Genomic DNA, 18,794 nt, shown 5'->3' on the forward strand with positions numbered 1-18,794 from the left:
GACGGCGGCGCCGCGCACAGGGCGCGGGAGCGGACGGAGGAGTCGGGCAGTCATGGCGTACTACCGCAGCGTGGGCGAGGTGCCGCCCAAGCGGCACACCCAGCACCGCCGCCCGGACGGCGGCTTGTACTACGAGGAGCTGATGGGCGAGGAGGGCTTCACGTCCGACTCCTCGCTGCTCTACCACCGCGCGATCCCCTCGGCCATCGCCGACGCGACCGTGTGGGAGGTCCCGGACCAGACGGTCACCGCCAACCACCCGCTCAAGCCGCGCCACCTCAAGCTGCACGACCTGTTCGCGGACAACGAGTGGAAGGCCGTCGACGCGGTCACCGGCCGCCGGCTCGTACTCGGCAACGCCGACGTGCGGATCTCCTACGTGGTCGCCGGCAGCACCTCCCCGCTGTACCGCAACGCGCTCGGCGACGAGTGCGTCTACGTCGAGTCGGGCTCGGGCACGGTGGAGACCGTCTTCGGCGCGCTGACCGTCGGCCCCGGCGACTACGTGATCCTGCCGCGCGCCACCACCCACCGGTGGGTGCCGAGCGGCGACGAGCCGCTGCGCGCGTACTGCATCGAGGCCAACTCGCACATCGCGCCCGCCAAGCGCTACCTCTCCCGGTTCGGCCAGCTCCTGGAGCACGCGCCGTTCTGCGAGCGCGACCTGTGCGGGCCCGTACAGCCGCTCCTGGCCGAGGGCACCGACGTCGAGGTACTGGTCAAGCATCGCGGCCTGGGCGGTGAGATCGCCGGCACCCGCTACGTGTACCCCACCCACCCGTTCGACGTGGTGGGCTGGGACGGGTGCCTGTACCCGTACGTGTTCAACATCTCCGACTTCGAGCCGATCACCGGCCGGATCCACCAACCGCCGCCCGCGCACCAGGTGTTCGAGGGCCAGGGGTTCGTGATCTGCAACTTCGTGCCGCGCAAGGTGGACTACCACCCGCTGTCGATCCCGGTGCCGTACTACCACTCCAACGTGGACTCGGACGAGGTCATGTTCTACTGCGGAGGCGACTACGAGGCCCGCAAGGGCTCCGGGATCGGCCAGGGGTCGATCTCGCTGCACCCGGGCGGACACGCGCACGGGCCGCAGCCCGGCGCCTACGAGCGCAGCATCGGCATCGAGTTCTTCGACGAACTGGCGGTCATGGTGGACACGTTCCGGCCCCTGGGCGTCGGCGAGGGGGGCCTCGCGAGCGAGGACCCGGCCTACGCGTGGACCTGGGCCGCAAAGGCGCCGCGGACATGAGCACGGGCACGAACACGGACGCCGCAGGGCCCGAAGTGCCGCTGTTCGCCGGGTTGTGGGACGACGCGGCGCTGTTCCCGCCCGGGAACGCCCCGATGGCCGAGGCGGTACCCGCGCACCGCGTCTACCGCACCGAATGGTTCGCCGACTTCGTCCGGCACTTCCTGGTCGGCGTCGCGCACCTGCCCGACCTGATCGCGCTCGCCGACCCCGAGGCGCCGCTGCGCGTGGTGCTCGTGGCGCCCGGCGGGCCGGCCACGGTCGGGCCCGCGGTACGCACCATCCTGGACACCCCCGGGTTGCTCCTGGAGGGCATCGAGGTCGCCGGCGACGGCGAGATCGGCAAGGCGGTCGCGGCGCTGCACGAACACCTGCCGGAGATGACGGCGGGCTACGTCGAGGTCCTCAAAGGCGCGGGCCTCGACGCAGACCTGGACAATCTCGCCGGCACGTACGGGCGGCCCAAGTTCCGCACCGGCGGCACCGCAGCGCACGCGTTCCCGAACGAGGCCGAACTGGCCGCGTTCGTACACGCGTGCCGGGTCCGCGAAATGCCGTTCAAGGTCACGGCCGGGCTGCACAACGCCGTGCGGCACACCGACCCGACCACGGGTTTCGAGCACCACGGTTACCTCAACCTGATGCTCGCCACCCACCACGCCGTCGCCGGCGCCGAACCGGACGCGCTCGCGGACCTGCTGGCCATCCGCGACAGCGCCGAACTCACCCGCATGGCACACGGACTCACCGTGCCCGAGCGCACCCGCCTGCGCGGCTACCTGACCTCGTACGGAACCTGTAGCGTCGCCGAGCCGCTCCAGGACGCGCTCACGCTCGGCCTGCTCGGCCAACCCCCGCACCGGCGGGACTGACCGTCCGCACCACCGCGACCGATCCCACGAGGAGCCGCACCTCATGCCCAGCACCTGGGTCCCGCTGCCGACCGACTCGGGTTACGGCATCGACAACCTGCCCTACGGCGTGTTCACCACCGACCACGAGCCGGACCGGCCGCGCGTCGGGGTGGCCATCGGCGACTTCGTGCTCGACGCCGGTGCCGCCGCGCACGCGGTCGACGCGAGCGCCGAGGTGTCGGCCGTGCTGGACGCGCCGAGCCTGACCGCGCTGATGGCCGCCGGGCGAGCGACCTGGCGCGGCGTACGAGCCGCGATCACCACCTGGCTGACCGACCCGAGCCTGCGGGCGAGCGTCGAACCGCACCTGATCCCGCGCCGGGACGTGGTGCTGCGGCTGCCCTTCGAGCCGGCCGACTACGTGGACTTCTACGCCTCCGAGCACCACGCGAGCAACCTCGGCCGGATCTTTCGACCCGGCACCGAGCCGCTGAGCCCGAACTGGAAGCACCTGCCGATCGGCTACCACGGCCGCGCGGGCACCGTCGTGGTCTCGCACACCCCGATCGTGCGCCCCAGCGGACAGCGCAAGGCGCCGACCGACGCGGTGCCGTCCTTCGGGCCCACCCGGCGGCTCGACATCGAGGCCGAGGTCGGCTTCGTCGTCGGCGCCGGCTCCGAGCTGGGCACCCCGGTCGGCCTCGGCGACTTCGCCGACCACGTGTTCGGCGTGTGCCTGCTCAACGACTGGTCCGCACGCGACATCCAGGCGTGGGAGTACGTCCCGCTGGGCCCGTTCCTGGGCAAGTCGTTCGCCACCTCGGTGTCGCCCTGGATCGTGCCGCTCGAAGCACTCGACGCCGCGCGCGTGGCACCGCCCGCGCGCGACGTCGAGCCACTGCCCTACCTGGACGACCGCGCCGCCGAGCCGTGGGGGCTCGACCTGAGCATGGAGGTCCGGCTCAACGGACACGTGATCTCCAGGCCGCCGTTCGCGTCGATGTACTGGACCGCCGCGCAGCAGCTGGCGCACATGACCGTCAACGGCGCCTCGCTGCGCCCGGGTGACCTGTTCGCCTCCGGCACGGTCAGCGGGCCCGAGGTCGGCGAGCGCGGCGCGCTGATCGAGATCACCTGGAACGGCGAGAACCCCCTCAAGCTCCCGGACGGGTCGAGCCGGACCTATCTGGAGGACGGCGACGAGGTCACGATCACCGCCACCGCCCCCGGCCCGAACGGCACACGTCTCGGGTTCGGCGAGGTCAGCGGCCGGATCGTGGCGGCGCGTTGACGTGATGCGGGCTCCCGCGGCCTGCGGGAGCCGGCATATCGTCGGGACGGCAAGGGCAGCGGTATCGGGCAACAGAGGGGTCCCATGTCGTCGTTCGTACACTCGTCCTGGAGCAAAACCTCCGTTTCACCCGTCATGGTGGGCCTGACCGGGGCCTTCGTGGTGGCCTCCGTCGTGGTCAGCGTCATGTATGGCTTCATCGGCTCGGGCGTCGGGCTTTTGGGCGGCGCGGTGTTGTGCGCGTTCCTGTCGGTCGTGCGGGTGCACGCCGACCAACGCGGGCTGACCGTCGAGTTCGGGCTGCTGCCGTGGCCGCGCAAGCGGGTGCCGCTGGGCGAGATCCGCAGGGCCGGACACCGCGAGGTCCGGGCGCTGCGCGAGTTCGGCGGCTGGGGATACCGGATCAAGTCGAGCGCGACCGGGGTCGTGCAGCGCTCCGGCGAGGCCCTGACGCTCACCCTCGTCTCCGGACGCGAGTTCGTGGTCACCGTCTCCGACGCGCCCCAGGGCGCCGCGGTCCTGAACGGCCTGCTGGGCAACCGGGTCTGAGCGAGGCCGCCCCCGGGTCCACGAAGGGTCCGGGGGCCGCCGTGCGGGGCCGGGAGGGCCGTCGACCCGCCTACCGCCGCAAGCCCCTGTCCACCGCGTCACGGCCGCCCTGTCGGCCCGGGGGCGTGTTCACACGCCGGGCGGTGGAGTCCGGGCGGCCGTAGCGTCGGCCGACGAGGTCGTGAACCCCGCCGAGCCACTTCTCGGCGAGGATCCACGACTTCGGCTCGTCGGGTTCCCGTCCTGTGAGCCGATCGTTTACGGGGTCGGGCCTACCCGGCGTGGATCGCCCGGTGTTGCCCGCTCTTGTCGTAGTATCCGGGGCCGGCGACCAGGGCGGTGCGGAAGTACAGGCCCTCGCCGACCACGCCGTTGTTGTTGCCGTGTCCGGGCACGAACGGCTGCCACAGGGCCACCAGCAGTTCCGGGGCCACCAGCGACGCGCCTTCGGTCTCCACCCGGACGGGTGTCAGTTCGCCGAGCAGTCGGGTGACGTCGACGGCCGGTGTGCCGAAGACGTCGATACCCAGACACAGCACAGTGTCGGCGAAATCGTCCTCGGACCGGTGTACCTCGATCGCCTCGACCAGTCCGTCCTTGTCGCTCACCACATGAATCGAGAGGTCCGCACCGAAGTGGGCGAACCCACGAGTGCGTCCCGACAGATCTCCTCCGAGTTCGCGCAGAGCGGTCTCTGCCTCGTCCATGGACATGCCGATCTTGATCGGCCCTACGCCGTACGGCGGATCCAACTCAAGCTGCACGTGATCTCCCTCGCCTCGAACAACCGAGTATGACGCACCGTCATCGGGCCTCCTCGCACCCGGTTGCCGGTTCGACCCGAGAGTGTGCCCCGGTGCCCGCACACGGAGCGCACCACTCCCACCGACGTCGATCCCGGCATCGTCTTTATACCCATTCGGGTCAACGGGGAGACCGCCGGCCCATCCCGGAACGGGTCAGCGCGGGGTGCCGAAGACCTGGGTCCAGGACGTGCCGTAGGTGCCGCCGGTGACATATCCGACACCGATTTCGGTGAACTCCGCGGTGAGGATGTTCCTGCGATGCCCGGGGCTGTCCATCCACCCCTGCACCACCTCGGCCGGGCTGCGCTGGCCGCAGGCGATGTTCTCCCCTATCCGGCTGTACAGGTAACCCGCCGCGATCGCCCGGTCCCACGGCTCGCGGCCGTCCGGATCGGTGTGCGAGAAGAACGCCCGGGTGATCATGTCCGCGCTGAACGCCTGAGCGCACGCGGTCAGTTGCGGCTGCGGGGCGAGTGGACGCAGACCGTGCCGGGCCCGCTCGACGTTGGTCAGCTCGACCACGCCGCGCTGGAACTCGGAGAGGCCGGACGGGGTTTGTGTCTCCTCCTCGACGTCGACGCCGAAGTCCCGGGCGATGCCCGCGAGGCCGTCCGCGTAGCCCTGACCGAGCGCGCGCACCTTCCACTGCGCGCCGCGCCGATAGATCTCGGCGAGCAACAACACCGTCTCGGTGCGTGGTCGCGGCGGGGTGAACCGTGCGAGCAGCGTGCCGCTCGCACCGGTGAGCGTCATCGCCGGCGGCGGCAGCTCGCCGAGGGTGTGCGTGGTGTCGGCCGGACTGACCACCACGGTCACCCGCGTCGCGCCCGCCCGCAGGCCGGTGGGATCCACGGTGACGGTGTCGCCGCCGAGCCGTACCCCGGGCGCGGACACCTGGTTGAAGAAGACGAAGTCGGCGTCGCCGGACACCCGTCGGTCCTCACCCGTGATCAGCGCGGAGATGTCGAACGGCCCGGGCACCCGTACCCGCACGACGCCCACCGGTAAGGATTGGTTCGCGCCCGGCGGCAGTTCGCTCATGGCCGCTGATTCTAACGATGGATCATGGGCGGCTGGTGGGCGAGGGATCGACACCGGGTCCACGACCGCGTCGAGCCGACCCGGGGGCGGTGCCCCGCCCCGACGCCGATCAGACCTCGGTGACCCGGCCGTCGGCGACCCGCAACCGGCGGGTGGTGCGGACCGCGTCCAGCATCCGGCGGTCGTGGGTGACCAGGAGCAGGGTGCCGGCGTACGACTCCAACGCCGACTCCAACTGCTCGATCGCGGGCAGGTCCAGGTGGTTCGTCGGCTCGTCCAGGACCAGCAGGTTGACCCCCTCGGCCTGGAGCAGCGCCAGCGCCGCCCGGGTGCGCTCACCCGGGGACAACGTCGCCGCCGGGCGCAGTACGTGCGCCGCCTTGAGCCCGAACTTGGCCAGCAGCGTGCGGACATCGGCCGGCAACAGATCCGGGACCAGCGCGCAGAACGCGTCCAGGAGCGGCCGGTCGCCCAGGAACAACCCGCGCGCCTGGTCCACCTCGCCCACCACCACCCCCGAGCCGAGCGAGCCCCGACCCGCCGTCAACTCGGTGCGCCCGAGCAGCGCCGCGAGCAGCGTCGACTTGCCCGCGCCGTTCGCGCCGGTGATCGCGACCCGGTCCGCCCAGTCGATCTGCAGCGTCACCGGACCCAGCGTGAACCCGCCGCGCTCGACCACCGCGCCGTTGAGCGTGGCCACCACCGCGCCCGCGCGTGGGGCGGCGGCGATCTCCATCCGCAGCTCCCACTCCTTGCGCGGCTCCTCGACCACGTCGAGGCGTTCGATCATGCGCTCGGTCTGCCGGGCCTTGGAGGCCTGCTTCTCGCTCGCCTCGGCCCGGGTCTTGCGGCTGATCTTGTCGTTGTCCGTGGACTTGCGCCGCGCGTTGCGGGTGCCCTTGTCCATCCACCCGCGCTGCATCCGGGCCCGGGCCTCGAGGTCGCCGCGCTTTTCGGCGTATTCCTCGTAGTCCTCGCGGGCGTGCCGGCGGGCCACCTCGCGCTCGGCCAGATAGGCGTCGTAGCCGCCGCCGAAGCCGCGCACCTGCTGCTGGGCCAGATCCAGCTCGACCACCCGATCCACCGTGCGGGCCAGGAACTCGCGGTCGTGGCTGATCACCACGGTGCCCGCGCGCAGCCCGGTGACGAACTTCTCCAACCGGTCCAGACCGTCCAGGTCCAGGTCGTTGGTCGGCTCGTCGAGCAGGAACACGTCGTAGCGGCTGAGCAGCAGCGACATCAGCCCCGCGCGGGCCGCCTGGCCGCCGGACAGCGCGGTCATCTCCCGATCGAGGTCCACCGCCAGGCCCAGTTCCGCCGCGACCTCCTCGGCCCGCTCCTCCAGGTCCGCGCCACCCAGGTCCAGCCAACGATCCAGCGCCACGCTGTACTCGTCGTCCGCCCCCGCGCGACCCTCGACCAGCCCCTCGGTCGCGGCGTCGAGCGCGGCCTGCGCGGCGGCGACGCCGGTGCGGCGGGCCAGGAACGCGCGCACCGTCTCGCCCGGCCGCCGCTCCGGCTCCTGCGGCAGATGGCCCACCGACGCGGTCGGCGGCGACAGCTGTACCGAACCCGCCTCCGGCGTGGCCAGGCCGGCCAGCAGCCGCAACAGGGTGGACTTGCCCGCGCCGTTGACCCCGACCAGGCCCACGACGTCGCCGGGGGCGATCACCAGGTCCAGTCCGGAGAACAGGACACGGTCACCGTGTCCGGCGGCAAGCTCTTTGACGACGATCGTGGCGCTCATGAGGATACGAATCCTATCGGCCGCCGCGAAGCGGGCCGTGGCAGGCCGCCCGATGTGAAGATGGCCGGGTCCGCGTACCACCCGGCCGAAACGGCCACCCCGGAAGGACGATGCGATGACCACCGAGTCCCGGCCCGAACCGTACGAGACGCTGCCCGAGGACTGGGAGCGCGCGCTGGCCATCGTCGCGCACCCCGACGACCTCGAATACGGCGCCGCCGCCGCGATCGCCCGCTGGACCCGACAGGGCAAGCGGATCACGTACGTCATGGTCACCAGCGGCGAGGCCGGCATCGACGGCCTGGAGCCGGACGAGTGTCGCCCGCTGCGCGAGGCCGAACAGGTCGAATCCGCGCGGATCGTCGGCGTGGACACGGTCGAATTCCTCGGCCACCCCGACGGCGTGGTCGAGTACGGGCTGCCGCTGCGCCGCGACCTGTCCCGGGTGATCCGCCGGCACCGCCCGGAGATCGTGATCACCGGCAACTTCCGGGACACCTGGGGCGGCACGTTCCTCAACCAGGCGGACCACATCGCGGTCGGCCGTGCCGTGGTGGACGCGGTGCGCGACGCGGGCAACCGCTGGGTCTTTCGCGAACTGCTCGACGAGGGACACCAGCCGTGGGGCGGCGTGCGCGCGGTGTGGGCGAGCGGGTCGCCGGAGTCCGGGCACGCGGTGGACACCACCGAGGACTTCGCCGTGGGCGTGGCCTCGCTGGAGGCGCACACGGCCTACCTCGCCGGCCTGGGGCAGGACCATCAGATGGCCGACGCGGCGGAGTTCCTGGAGGGCATGGGCCGGGCTGCCGGCGCGCGTCTGGGCACCCGATTCGGCGCCGCCTTCGAGGTGTATCCGATGAGCTGACCCCGGGCGTACGCTGCCCGCATGATCGATTGGCAGCACATCCGAGGTCGTACCCTCGCCGTGCTCGCGACGGGGGCACTGGTCATCACCGCGACGAGCGCGTGCGGCGGCGACGACGGTCCCGGCGGGTCCGGCAAACGCCTGAACGTGGAGAAGTTCCGACAGCAGGTGAGACCGATCGGAGAGCACGGCAGCGTGTGTCCGGTCCGGTACGACGTCGCCGCCGCGGCCCGCAAGGCCCACATCGACGGCGCGGTCACCCCCGGCGAACCGGCGGCGTCCGGCGCCGAGGGGTGGTCCGACGACGAGGCCGCGGCCCGCGACCCGCGGTCGAACCTCACCGCGGTCCAGCGGGTCAACGGCGTCGCGCTGACCTGCTCCTACCGCATCGGCGCCGACAACATCGACGTGGGCACGTACGGCTCCCGGCGCGGCTTCCCGCTCAGCATGGCGCTGCCGGTGATCCAGCGCGACTCCGAGGCGAGGTCGGCGATCCTGGGTCCGTTCTCCGACGACATCGGGACGGGCGAGCCGCAGCGGGTGATCCCGGTCGGCAACGGGCACGTCGCGGCCGTACGGCTGCGGGTGAGCGGGCCGGGCGCGGCGGCGATGTACGTCTCGTCGGAGACGCTGACACCGGAGCGCGTCGCCGACCTCGCGGAGATGCTCGCCGGGCAACTCGACTGACGCGGGTCCCGCGGGGCTCCGCGAGGGGTGTCCCGCGGGACTTCGTCGGGTGGCGCGGGACCCCGGGAGGGGGTCACCGCGACCGGGCGCGGGCGGCGTTCATCTCCTCGACCGCCCCCGCCGCGTCGCCGATCGTCGCGTAGTCCACCGCGACGAAGTTCACCGGTCGCCCGCGCCGCGCCTCGCACGCGCGGGCCCGGTCGAGCACGTACCGGCGCGCGTTGACCTGCCCGGCGTCCAACCGGCTGCCGCCCAGGTTGGTGATGAAGTGGTTCATCAGGAACAGCCGCTTGTCGGTGCCGCCCCGGTTGGGCACGCAGGACATGTCGGCGGGGGTGAGGAAGGTGAACGGGGTCTCCATGCCGTACTGGTAGAAGTTGCGGTACCACGGTGCCGGACCACCGGCCCGCTCGGCGAACACCACCAGGCGTTTCCCGTCGCGGACCATGTCCCCCAGCTTCGGCCACTTCGCCGCCGGGTCCGCGGACGGAGTGAACAGCAGCCGCTCCACGCCCGCCTCGCGGAACGCCTGTTCGGTCTGCTCGCCGGTGATGTCGTCCTGCAGGATCAGCGTCACCACCTCACCCGGGTTGTCGTCGAGCCAGGCGCCGATCTCGCGCAGGGTCGGGGCCAGTGGGATCGCGCCCGCGCGACACAGCGCGTGGCACAACCACAGGCCCGGGCGTGGCGGGTTGGCCAGGTCGATCAGCCGCAACACCTCGGCCTGCATGTCCGGCGCGAAGCTGGAGACGCTGAGCCGGGGCTGGACCTGGTCGGGCTGCTCCCAGGTGTAGGTGTCCAGTTGCAGGCCGCGCGCGCCCGCGTTGAGCTGCGCGGGGATGTTCGGGTCCTGGAGCGGGCCGATGAACCGGTCGGCGGTGCTCGCCATGGCGTTGTGCGTGGTCAGGTAGGCGACCTCGTCGTAGCGCAGCTCGCACAGCTCGATCGACCCCAGGCAGTGCGGCTCCTCGCTCTTGCCCGCCGCGATGGGGACCACGGTGGCGCCCAGGGCCAGGGCCACGACGGTGAGCGCGGCCACGGTCGCGGCGAGCGCGACGCGGTGGCGCGGGGGCAGGGCCAGGGCCCGGCGGGCGGCGGCGCGACGCCAGCTCCAGGCGCCGGCGACCAGGAGCAGGCCGAGTACGAGGGGGACCAGCGCGACGAACAGGCCGACGCGGGTGAGCGAGGAGATCGCGGACCGCTGGACGTCGGTGACCAGCGTGTTCACCGAATGCGGCCAGGTGGGCGACGGCTGGGCCAGTACGTTCGGCAGCCGGCCGCGGACGAACAGGACCAGCGCGCCGGTCAGCACTCCGCCGACGGCCAGGGACCAGCCGATCACGGGCACGCGGCGCGTCCACGAACGGGGTCCGGTGAGCCACAGCAGGGCCACGGCGGCGATGCCGAGCACGGTGGCCAGCGTCTGGATCGGGCCGAGGGCCAGTTTGGTGAAGCCGCGGGCGGTGGAGACGCTGCTCAGGTTCAGGCCGGCGTGGCGCAGGTCCGGGAGCACGTCCCACTGCCCGTCGTCGGTGCGCGCGGCCAGGTCGGAGGAGGCCGAACCGGCGCCGCCGCCCAGCACGTACGGCCCGACCACGGCGAGCGCTCCCGCGATGTCGCCGGTGGCGAGCGCCGCGGTCACCTGGACGCGCACCCCGGGTCGGGCGTCGGCCGGCACCACCGCGACCAGGGCGTCGGTGGTGGCGGCCATGCTCGGGGCGTCCAGCACGAAGGTGGGGAAGTCGGCCGGCCGGCGGCCCTCGGCGAGGTCGTCGAGGGCGGCGTCCAGGCCCTCGCGAAACGCGGCGAAGTCGGCGGAGGGGTGGCCCTGCACGTTGGCGATCAGGTCCCCGAGGTACAACTCGGCGACGCCGCCGACGTTGGCCAGGATCGGCCGCAGATCCAGGATCAGCCGCAACTCGGGCTGCTCGCCGCGCAGGTAGCCGATCGTGTTGGCGATCTGCGTGTCGACGATGCCGCGCAGGGTCGCGGGCGGCAACACGGTCTTGAGGTTGGCGGTCACCACCGACGGCGGCACGGGCATCCGCGCCAACAGGTCCCGGGTGACCCGGGCGGCGGCCGGATCGACCAGGACCTGGTCGTACATCCGGTTGTAGGCCCGCTCGTCGTCGAGCGCCCCCTGATAGAAGGCCCGATTGAGCACGGTGCTCCGAGCAATCCCGGCCAGGCCCAACACGACCACGGCCAGGGTCGAAACCAGCGCGGCAACCCCCCGAAGCACCACCACCCACCGACCGACACCCATCCCCCCACGCTCACCCGCCCACAGCACCCCCGCGATCCCGGCGACCCATCCGGGGGAGCGGCGGCGGGGCCGCCGTGGGGAAGCCCGCCGGGGGCCGATCGGGGGAGGGGCGGGGCGCGTGGGTGTGCGGGGCTCGGCGGAGGGCGGGCCGGCAGCGGCCCACCCCTCGAGCCGGACCAACCCCGCACCGCGCCCCGGCCACCGGAAGCGCAACGGGCGCCGGGGGAACCGAGCCAGTCGGGCGGATCCCCGGCCCGACGCGTGATCCCGCGTGCGTCGTGGCCGGTGCACGAGCCCGATCCGGGGTGTCGGGCGGCGGATTCGGCGGAGCCGAGTCGTCTACGACCCCGGCCGGCCCGGCCCGGCCCGCGCCGGGGGCCGACCGGGCCGACCGGCGAATGCCGCCGGCCCGACCCCGCCCCGCCTCGCTCCCGGCCGCCCACCCCCTACCCGGCGGCCGACCGCACCTCCGCCGCGTGCTCGTGCAGGCGGATTACCGCCTCCGCCACCGTGTCGACCGTCGTCGTGTCCATGTGTGACCACAGCGGCAGTGTCAGGACCCGGTCGGCGATGTCGTCCGTCACCGGCAGACTCCGCGCCGGGAGGTGGGCGTAGGCCTTTTGACGGTGTACCGGGGGGTGGAAGTAGCGGCGGGAGTCGATGCCTTCCGCCTTCAGCGCCCGCGCCAGAGTGGGGACGTCGAGGCCGAACGACTCCGGGTCGATCACCAGTGTCAGGTCCTTCCACGTCGATACGTCGCCCTCGGCCAGTACCGGCAACCGCACGCCCGGGACGTCCCGGATCGCCGCAGCGAACGCCGCGACCAGGTCGGTGCGCGTGCGGACCCGCTCCGGCAGGCCCCGCAGGGAGACCAGGGCCAACGCCGCGTGGAGTTCGGACATCCGGGCGTTCAGGCCCGGGAAGACGCAGTCGTAGTCGCCCGGGTTGCCGTACCCGCGCCCCAAACGGCACGCCTGGGCCAGGCCCTCGTCGCGGGTCGCGATCAGGCCGCCCTCGCCCGCGACGACCACCTTCGTCGGGCTGAGCGAGAAGACCTCCGCCGCGCCGAAGCCACCGATCGGGGTGCCGGCGCGCCGGCTGCCCAGAGCGTGTGCCGCGTCGTAGAGCAGCGGTACGCCCGCGTCGTCGGCGACCTGGGCCAACTCCTCGACCCGGCACGGGGTTCCGTACACGTGCGTGGCCATCAGCGCCGAAGCTCCTGACTCGGCCAGCAACTTCGCCGCGTCCGCCGGGTCCAGGGTCAGCGTGTCCGGGTCGACCTCGGCGAACACCGGCACCGCCCCGGCCCAGTGCGCCGCATGCGCCGTGGCCGAGAAGGTGAAGCCCGGCATCGCCACCGAGCCGTTGACCCCCATCGCCTGTAGCGCGAGCATCAGCCCGCTCGTGCAGTTGGACACCGCCACCACATACGGCACTTCGAGTTGCGCCGCCGCGGCCTCCTCCAACTCGCGGACCGTGGACCCGTCGGTCAGCCGACCGCTCGTCAAAATCGTGTCCAGGCGCCGTGTCAACTCCTCCCGCTCGGGCACCCGTACCCGTGTCAGCGGCAGGCCCTCCGCGAACAGCGCCGTTCCGCCGAGCACCGCCGGCTTGCCGGTCACCGCCATGTCCCATCCCCCCTGAATTCCCCGGGATACCCCGGATCCGTCGTACCTGTCCCCACCGACTCGGAATCGGCCGCGACCGGCATCGTCTGCCGCACGGGCACACGCCGCCGTCTCCGCTCCGAACCGCCGCCCTTCGCGGTCTCGGTCCGTTCCGGTTTCGACACCGCGAGCAACACCAGCACGAACGGGAACACCTGGACCCGTTCGCGGGTGAGGATGCCGAAGTTGCGGATGTTCGCGAACGCGAGCGCGAACACCAGTGTGTAGACGATCACGAAGGCCACGTAGGGTCTTCGGATCAGCAGACCCGGAATACGTTTCAACCGGGGCAGCGCCACCACGAACAGGCCCATCAACACCACGCCTTCCAGCGAGGCGACCAGGGCCTGGATGTTGTGCGCCTCGAACGGGAACGGCCGGAACAGCACGGTCACCAGCGACTGCGGCAACGCGGCCGGCGAGATCGCCAGCGCCGCCTGGTCGTCCACCGCCTGGGCCGAACCGCCCTGTGCGGTCTGCGTCTGGGTCTTGGCGATCACCTGGTTGGCCTGCGCGGCGCCGATGCCGGGCGTACCGAAGAAGGTGCCCACCTGCTGGAGCGCCAGCACGCAGCCCACCCCGAGCACCACGATGCCGAAGGCCGCGCGCAACGGGCCCAGCGCTGACGCCTGTTGCGGCCGGTTGCGCAGCAGATACCCCACACACAACCCGCACAGGAGCAGCACCGTCACGTGCGGTCGCACCATCGTGGTGCCCACCGCGCCCAGGATCAGGAACACGAACGCCCCGCGCTTGCGCACCAGAAGCAGCGCCACGCCGTAGGCGGCCATGCCCAGCGTGAACATCATCCAGGTGTCCTTGCCGATCCCCGACGGCCAGAACAGCAGGGACGGCAGGAAGAACAGCAGCTTGCCGTAGCGGCGCCGGTCGCCGTCCGGATAGGCCACGTTGAACGCGCGCCAGAACAGGTACAGCCCCCAGAACCCGAGCCACGAGTAGACCAGGTAGCCCGCGAGCAGGGACTGGCCGACGATCGCGTACACGATCCCGGTGACGATCATGATGAAGCCCGTGCCGATCACCTTGCGGCCGATGTCCACGGTGAAGTCGCCGTCCCGGAAGTGCGGCGCGATGGCCCGTCCGACCAGGTCGTAGGTCGCCGCGTCGGCGCGACCCTCGTAGAGCACGAAGGACATCCAGTAGCGGGCGAAGCACGCGAGCAGCTTGGCGACCAGCGCGCCGATCACCAACCGCCTCACCCACGGCGGCTCGTCGCGGGAGAACCGGGACAGCAGCGGCACGCTGACGGTCAGCAGCAGCGGAAAGACGATCAGCGCGCCCCACGTGTCGTACGGGCGATACTCCATCGCCCACGCGAACACCGAGACGTAGACACCCACGGCGGCGAGCGCGAGCAGCGAACCCCACGGCAGCCGCGGCGAACGACCCGTCCACCGGGTGAACCACGCAAGTCGGGACGACAACGGAACTCCTCGCAGGAACGGCGAACCGGCGCGACGCGGGGCGGCGATGGCGCGCGGAACCGGATCGGACCGGTCCGGCGCGGCATCGGCCGCGGAGTCAGAACACCTCCAAGTCCCCCAGGGAGAGCTGCCACGAGCGCAGGTCGTGGATGTCTATCGGATGCGGGTGCACGGGCCGCGCGACCAGGAGCATGCCGGTGCGCGGCGGAGTGGCGTAGCCCGCGTAGCGCGCCGCGCGGGCCGCCTCGGACCCGCGCGCCAGGTGCGTCGCGACGTGGTCGCACCCGGACATGGCCACCCCGGAGAACAGGGTGCGCGCGGTGTCCCGATCGCCCGGGCGGACCACCATCTGGGACAGCGTGAACTCGACCAACGGCCCGCGCAGGCGCGGCCGGCCGAACACCACGCCGGTCAACTCGCCGTTCTTGTAGGAGGCGACGATCCGGTAGTCCAGGCCCGGCGCCTCCCCGTAGCGCCAGCGCAGGAAGTCGCCGGTGAGCGCGGTGCGCAGCTTGTCGTGCCCGATCGCCGCGTCGCCCGCGTCGGCCTCGGCGACCAGCTCGTCGAAGCCGATCGCGGCCCGGGGATCGGAGAAGAACTGACGGGCGGTGGGGAAGCGGCAGCGGGCGGCCGGATCCACCGAGTTCCACGTCTGCGAGGTGCCGGTCAGGTCACCCGAGGCGCGCAACTCCTTGAGCCCGCGCGCGAAGGCCAGCGGCCGGATCGGGTGCAGCGAGATCGGTACCTTCCCGACCTCCTGCCAGCCCATTTTCAGATAGCCGGGCAGGCTGTTGCCGTTGGGGGTGTTGAACACCAGCGCGGTGTCCGCCTCGATCCGCTCCAGCAGATCCGTGGTCAGCCGGCGGAACAGGCCGCGGCCCTGCACGTCGGGATGGGTCGCGGTGTCCACCGCGCGCACCGCCCGGATCACCTCTCCGCCGAAGACGAACTCCCAGCGCAGGAAGAGCCGTACGGCCACCACCCGACCGTCGGCACTCTCCGCGACCAGGCCCGGGCTGGCGCCGAACGGGTTGTCCCGATGCTTCCAGCGGAAGAACTCCGAGGTGCGCTCGCCGGTCGGCCCGCCGGACAGCGCCGTGCCCAGCAGGTCCAACACCCGGGGCTCGTCGTGTTTGCCCAACTCCCGCACGGTGAAAGGCGAATTCCCGCGTTCCTGCCCACTCACCGCGACCCCTCCAGCACTCTCGCGTACACATCCTCGATCCGCCGCTGGGCACCCGCGACGTCGAACTCGGCGGAACGCTTGTGCGCCGCCTCGCCGCACGCCCGCCGGCGCCCCGGGTCCGCGGCGAACGCCGCCAGCGCGTCGCCGAACGCCCGGGGATCACCCGGCGGCACCACCACGCCCTCGATCCCGTCCGTGACGATCTCCGGCATACCCCCGACGGCGGTCACCACCGACGGCAGGCCCACCGTCATCGCCTCCATCAACGAGACCGGCAGCCCCTCCTGACGCGAACTCAGCGCGAACACGTCGAAGGCGGACAGCAGGGTCGGCACGTCGCCGCGCGAGCCGGTGAAGACCACCGACCCCTTGAGGTCGTCCCGGTTGGCCCGCTCGCGCAGGGTCGCCTCCAGCGGCCCCGAGCCGATCAGCACCAGGAGCGCGCCCACATGCCGCTCGCGGACCCGGGCATGCGCGTCCAGCAGGCCCAACTGGTCTTTCTTGGGCGTGAAGTTGGCCACCGTGCCGACGATGAAGGCGTCCTGGTCCAGGTCCAGCATCCGGCGGGCCCGCTCCCGGGCGCCGGGGCCGGCGAACGCGTCGCCGAGGTCCGGGCCGTGGTGGATCACCGTCGGGGAGACCCCGGGGCGCAGCCGGCCCGGGACGATGCTCTCGGCCACCGCCGTCGAGACCGCGATCACGCCGCTGTTGCGCCGGTAGGTCCACGCGTTGGCGAGCCGGGTGGGCCGCCGATAGCGCGGCCACATGTTGTGCTCGGTGTGCACGATCGGCACGCCGGCCGCCACCACGCGGGCGGCGACCGCCGGGACCGGCATGTGCGTGTGGATCAGCCCGTAGCCGCGCGCCCGCACCAGCGTGCGCAGCCGCAGCGGCCAGCGCCGCCCGCCGCCCAGGCAGTGCACCGTGACGCCGAGCCCGCGCAGCGTCGGCACCAGCGCGTCCTTCCACGGCAACACGTAGGCGACCTCGACCTCGTAGCGTTCGTCGTCCAGGTGCCGGGCGCCGTTGACCAGCAACTGCTCGGCACCACCGCGCCCCAGGCCCTTGGCGAGCCACAGGACACGAACGCGCTCTCCCATCAGCGATCCTCCGAGCCGAGTTCGACGGTGGACCACGTGTCGAAGTGCGGACCCAACCGCGCCCCGTCACCGGCACCGTTGTGCAGCGCCCGCTCGGCGGCCGACTGCACCCGGAAGCCGGCGGTGCCGTCCTCGGACGGGGCGGGCGGCCCGGTGCGCTGCGAGCCGTGACCGTGCTCGGTCGACTCCGGCTCACCGTCGGTGAGTTGGTTGCGTTTGGCCCAACTCGGCGCGGGCCGCTCGGCGTCCTCCTCCGGCTCGGCCGGCGGCCCGCCGGAGCGACCGCGCAGCACCAGGCCGCCGGCCGCACCCGTACGGCCCACCGAGCCGATCCGCGACCCGCGCCCCAGGCCGCCGCCCATCGCCCCGGTCGGATCCACGCCCAGCAGCGCGACGCCGGCGATCGGCACCCCGGTCCGGGTCAACAGCTCGCCCACCCGGGACGCCTGATCGGCCGTCAGGTTGCCGCTGCGAGCCACCACCAGCATCGCGTCGGCGTGCTGTACCAGGTCGTTGGTGTCGTTCGCGTACATCAGCGGCGCGCTGTCCACCAGCACCACGTCCGCGTGGTGCCGGGCGCGCTGGACCACCTCGCCGGCACGCAGGAGCAGTGCGGCCGGATAGGCGGCCGGCGCCCCGGCGGTGATCAGCCGCACATTCGGGATGTTCGTCCCGCGCACCACGTCGCCGAGGTCGATCTCCTGCTCGGCGAGCAGGGCCTCCGACATGCCCTTGCCCGGCTTGGCGCCCAGGTACAGATGGGTGGCCGGATTGCGGAAGTCGCAGTCCAGGACCAGCACCGAGCGGCCCGCCTCGGCGAGTGCCGCGGCCAGGTTGGCCACCGTGCTGGTACGCCCGTCGCCCGGCTTCGAGGACACCACCAGGATCACCGGCGCCGGATCGCTGACCCGGCGCACCGGCATCGCGGTGGCCCTGGTCTGGCGCGGATCGGCGCCGCCGAGCCGGTAGGCGAGCCCGGGCGGACCGGTGAGCAACAGAGCGGAACGCAGCGTGCGATACGCCTCCGCGACCGGACTGTCCGGGCGCCCCGCGACCAGCACCGCGTGCCCGGCTCGCTGTCGGCGCGGGGCCCTGGGCACCTCGGCGATCACCGGGAGGCCGAACGCGTCCTCCAACTGGATCCGCCCGCGCAGCCGCACGTCCATCCGGTCGACCATGAGCGCGGCGATCAACCCGAGCGCGAGGCCGAGCGCCGCGGCGAGCGCGATCCGCAACGGCCGCGAGGTCGGCGCCAGGATGCTGGTGGTGGAGTCGGCCGTGCTCTTGAGGCCGTCCATCACCTCGATCTTGGGGTCGTTCAGCGGGTTGATCAACTCCTGCTGCTGCCCCACGAGGGTGGTGTACTGGGTCCGCTTCGCGTCGAACTCGGCCTGGAGGGTGGCGCGTTTGGTGGTGTTCTTGTCCAGCGCGTCGATGTCGGCCTTGAGCTTGTCCAACTGGGCGGTCATGCTGTCGGCCTGGCCCTGCCGGGTCTTGCGCTGCGAGTCGGCGAACGCGGCCACCGTCTCCTGGGCCCACGCGCTCGCCAGGTCCTCGGCCGTCTTGCGGCCGGGCGCCTTCGCGGAGATGGTCACCAGGCCCAGATTCGGGTTCAGCTGCGAGGTGACCTTGGCCGCGAGCACCGCCGGGTCCGGGTTGTTCAGCCGCTTCGCCACCCGGCGGGCCACCTCGCCGCCGTCGGTCATCAGTTGCACCGGCGCGAGGTTGAACTCCTTCGCCGAGTTCGGCGCGGGCAGCACGTTGACCGAGGCGGTCCACTGATTGCCCGTGCCCTTGGGGTCCGAAGGGGTCAGGATCAGCCCCGCGAGCAGTCCGATCGCCAGACAGGCGAGCACCAGCGGCCAACGACGCTGGAGAACGGAGAAGTAGCTAGAGGTTTCCACCGGTCCCCCTCCGGTTCGAGGTGCCACCGCGCGATGGGACCGCGGGGCAGGCCAAACGTAGAGCACGCGGGGTGCCGAACGACCCCTCGACTGTGCCGGAAGTGTGGAGATTCCGTCGAGATCCGACCCGC

General features: G+C 72.3%; 15 protein-coding genes. 6 read left to right on the forward strand and 9 right to left on the reverse strand.

Going from position 1 to position 18,794, the window contains the following annotated elements:
- Positions 1-52 precede the first annotated feature (52 nt).
- The 4 genes from ACFRCG_RS33765 to ACFRCG_RS33780 all read left to right on the forward strand — a co-directional run bounded on the left by ACFRCG_RS33765 (position 53) and on the right by ACFRCG_RS33780 (position 3,949).
- A complete protein-coding gene (locus tag ACFRCG_RS33765; protein ID WP_380038556.1) occupies positions 53-1,255 on the forward strand; it encodes a homogentisate 1,2-dioxygenase in 1,203 nt (400 codons plus the stop codon).
- Positions 1,252-2,127 carry a hypothetical protein gene (locus ACFRCG_RS33770; RefSeq protein WP_380038558.1) on the forward strand — a complete coding sequence of 292 codons (876 nt, stop codon included), beginning with the start codon at positions 1,252-1,254 and terminating at the stop codon, positions 2,125-2,127. The genes ACFRCG_RS33765 and ACFRCG_RS33770 overlap by 4 nt, the downstream gene beginning before the upstream one ends.
- A gap of 43 nt (positions 2,128-2,170) precedes the next feature.
- Positions 2,171-3,400 carry a fumarylacetoacetase gene (gene fahA, locus ACFRCG_RS33775; protein WP_380038560.1) on the forward strand — a complete coding sequence of 410 codons (1,230 nt, stop codon included), beginning with the start codon at positions 2,171-2,173 and terminating at the stop codon, positions 3,398-3,400.
- An 84-nt stretch (positions 3,401-3,484) separates the two neighbouring features.
- Complete coding sequence (locus ACFRCG_RS33780) at positions 3,485-3,949, forward strand: hypothetical protein (protein WP_380038562.1); 465 nt, start codon at positions 3,485-3,487, stop codon at positions 3,947-3,949.
- 272 nt (positions 3,950-4,221) lie between these two features.
- Here ACFRCG_RS33780 and ACFRCG_RS33785 read toward each other — a convergent pair whose 3' ends face one another.
- The 3 genes from ACFRCG_RS33785 to ACFRCG_RS33795 form a co-directional block, all read right to left on the reverse strand.
- The gene (locus ACFRCG_RS33785; RefSeq protein WP_143657831.1) at positions 4,222-4,713 is read right to left on the reverse strand and encodes a hypothetical protein; all 492 of its coding nucleotides are present in this window, start codon (positions 4,711-4,713) and stop codon (positions 4,222-4,224) included.
- Positions 4,714-4,908: 195 nt separating this feature from the next.
- Positions 4,909-5,796 carry a CAP domain-containing protein gene (locus ACFRCG_RS33790; protein WP_380038564.1) on the reverse strand — a complete coding sequence of 296 codons (888 nt, stop codon included), beginning with the start codon at positions 5,794-5,796 and terminating at the stop codon, positions 4,909-4,911.
- A 109-nt stretch (positions 5,797-5,905) separates the two neighbouring features.
- Positions 5,906-7,543: an ABC-F family ATP-binding cassette domain-containing protein gene (locus ACFRCG_RS33795; protein ID WP_380038566.1), complete on the reverse strand. Its 1,638-nt coding sequence runs from the start codon at positions 7,541-7,543 to the stop codon at positions 5,906-5,908.
- Positions 7,544-7,658: 115 nt separating this feature from the next.
- Here ACFRCG_RS33795 and ACFRCG_RS33800 point away from each other — a divergent pair, with 115 nt between their 5' ends.
- Both ACFRCG_RS33800 and ACFRCG_RS33805 read left to right on the forward strand, forming a co-directional pair.
- Entirely contained in the window at positions 7,659-8,408 is a 750-nt protein-coding gene (locus tag ACFRCG_RS33800; RefSeq protein ID WP_380038567.1) for a PIG-L deacetylase family protein, read from the forward strand.
- A 21-nt stretch (positions 8,409-8,429) separates the two neighbouring features.
- Positions 8,430-9,095, forward strand: coding sequence for a hypothetical protein (locus ACFRCG_RS33805; protein ID WP_380038569.1), 666 nt, complete (start codon positions 8,430-8,432; stop codon positions 9,093-9,095).
- Positions 9,096-9,168: 73 nt separating this feature from the next.
- Here ACFRCG_RS33805 and ACFRCG_RS33810 read toward each other — a convergent pair whose 3' ends face one another.
- The 6 genes from ACFRCG_RS33810 to ACFRCG_RS33835 all read right to left on the reverse strand — a co-directional run bounded on the left by ACFRCG_RS33810 (position 9,169) and on the right by ACFRCG_RS33835 (position 18,663).
- Positions 9,169-11,361 (reverse strand): hypothetical protein, encoded by a 2,193-nt coding sequence (locus tag ACFRCG_RS33810; RefSeq protein ID WP_380038571.1) that lies wholly within the window; start codon positions 11,359-11,361, stop codon positions 9,169-9,171.
- Positions 11,362-11,807: 446 nt separating this feature from the next.
- Positions 11,808-12,989, reverse strand: coding sequence for a DegT/DnrJ/EryC1/StrS family aminotransferase (locus ACFRCG_RS33815; protein WP_380038573.1), 1,182 nt, complete (start codon positions 12,987-12,989; stop codon positions 11,808-11,810).
- A complete protein-coding gene (locus tag ACFRCG_RS33820) occupies positions 12,980-14,473 on the reverse strand; it encodes a hypothetical protein (protein ID WP_380038575.1) in 1,494 nt (497 codons plus the stop codon). Before ACFRCG_RS33820 ends, ACFRCG_RS33815 begins: the two co-directional genes overlap by 10 nt.
- Before the next feature lie 97 nt (positions 14,474-14,570).
- On the reverse strand, positions 14,571-15,659 hold the full coding sequence (locus tag ACFRCG_RS33825; RefSeq protein ID WP_380038577.1) for a GNAT family N-acetyltransferase: 1,089 nt from the start codon (positions 15,657-15,659) through the stop codon (positions 14,571-14,573).
- Positions 15,656-16,759, reverse strand: coding sequence for a glycosyltransferase (locus ACFRCG_RS33830; protein ID WP_380038579.1), 1,104 nt, complete (start codon positions 16,757-16,759; stop codon positions 15,656-15,658). The genes ACFRCG_RS33825 and ACFRCG_RS33830 overlap by 4 nt, the downstream gene beginning before the upstream one ends.
- Positions 16,759-18,663: an AAA family ATPase gene (locus ACFRCG_RS33835; protein ID WP_380038581.1), complete on the reverse strand. Its 1,905-nt coding sequence runs from the start codon at positions 18,661-18,663 to the stop codon at positions 16,759-16,761. Before ACFRCG_RS33835 ends, ACFRCG_RS33830 begins: the two co-directional genes overlap by 1 nt.
- Positions 18,664-18,794: the final 131 nt, after the last annotated feature.

Source organism: Embleya sp. NPDC056575 (assembly GCF_042793325.1).
Taxonomy (GTDB): Bacteria; Actinomycetota; Actinomycetes; order Streptomycetales; family Streptomycetaceae; genus Embleya.

Bases quoted from the DNA above. Each gene is read 5' to 3' on its own strand.
- ACFRCG_RS33765 (WP_380038556.1), top strand. From the start codon at position 53: ATGGCGTACTACCGCAGCGTGGGCGAGGTGCCGCCCAAGCGGCACACC.
- ACFRCG_RS33770 (WP_380038558.1), top strand. From the start codon at position 1,252: ATGAGCACGGGCACGAACACGGACGCCGCAGGGCCCGAAGTGCCGCTG.
- fahA (WP_380038560.1), top strand. From the start codon at position 2,171: ATGCCCAGCACCTGGGTCCCGCTGCCGACCGACTCGGGTTACGGCATC.
- ACFRCG_RS33780 (WP_380038562.1), top strand. From the start codon at position 3,485: ATGTCGTCGTTCGTACACTCGTCCTGGAGCAAAACCTCCGTTTCACCC.
- ACFRCG_RS33790 (WP_380038564.1), bottom strand. From the start codon at position 5,796: ATGAGCGAACTGCCGCCGGGCGCGAACCAATCCTTACCGGTGGGCGTC.
- ACFRCG_RS33795 (WP_380038566.1), bottom strand. From the start codon at position 7,543: ATGAGCGCCACGATCGTCGTCAAAGAGCTTGCCGCCGGACACGGTGAC.
- ACFRCG_RS33800 (WP_380038567.1), top strand. From the start codon at position 7,659: ATGACCACCGAGTCCCGGCCCGAACCGTACGAGACGCTGCCCGAGGAC.
- ACFRCG_RS33805 (WP_380038569.1), top strand. From the start codon at position 8,430: ATGATCGATTGGCAGCACATCCGAGGTCGTACCCTCGCCGTGCTCGCG.
- ACFRCG_RS33810 (WP_380038571.1), bottom strand. From the start codon at position 11,361: ATGGGTGTCGGTCGGTGGGTGGTGGTGCTTCGGGGGGTTGCCGCGCTG.
- ACFRCG_RS33815 (WP_380038573.1), bottom strand. From the start codon at position 12,989: ATGGCGGTGACCGGCAAGCCGGCGGTGCTCGGCGGAACGGCGCTGTTC.
- ACFRCG_RS33830 (WP_380038579.1), bottom strand. From the start codon at position 16,759: ATGGGAGAGCGCGTTCGTGTCCTGTGGCTCGCCAAGGGCCTGGGGCGC.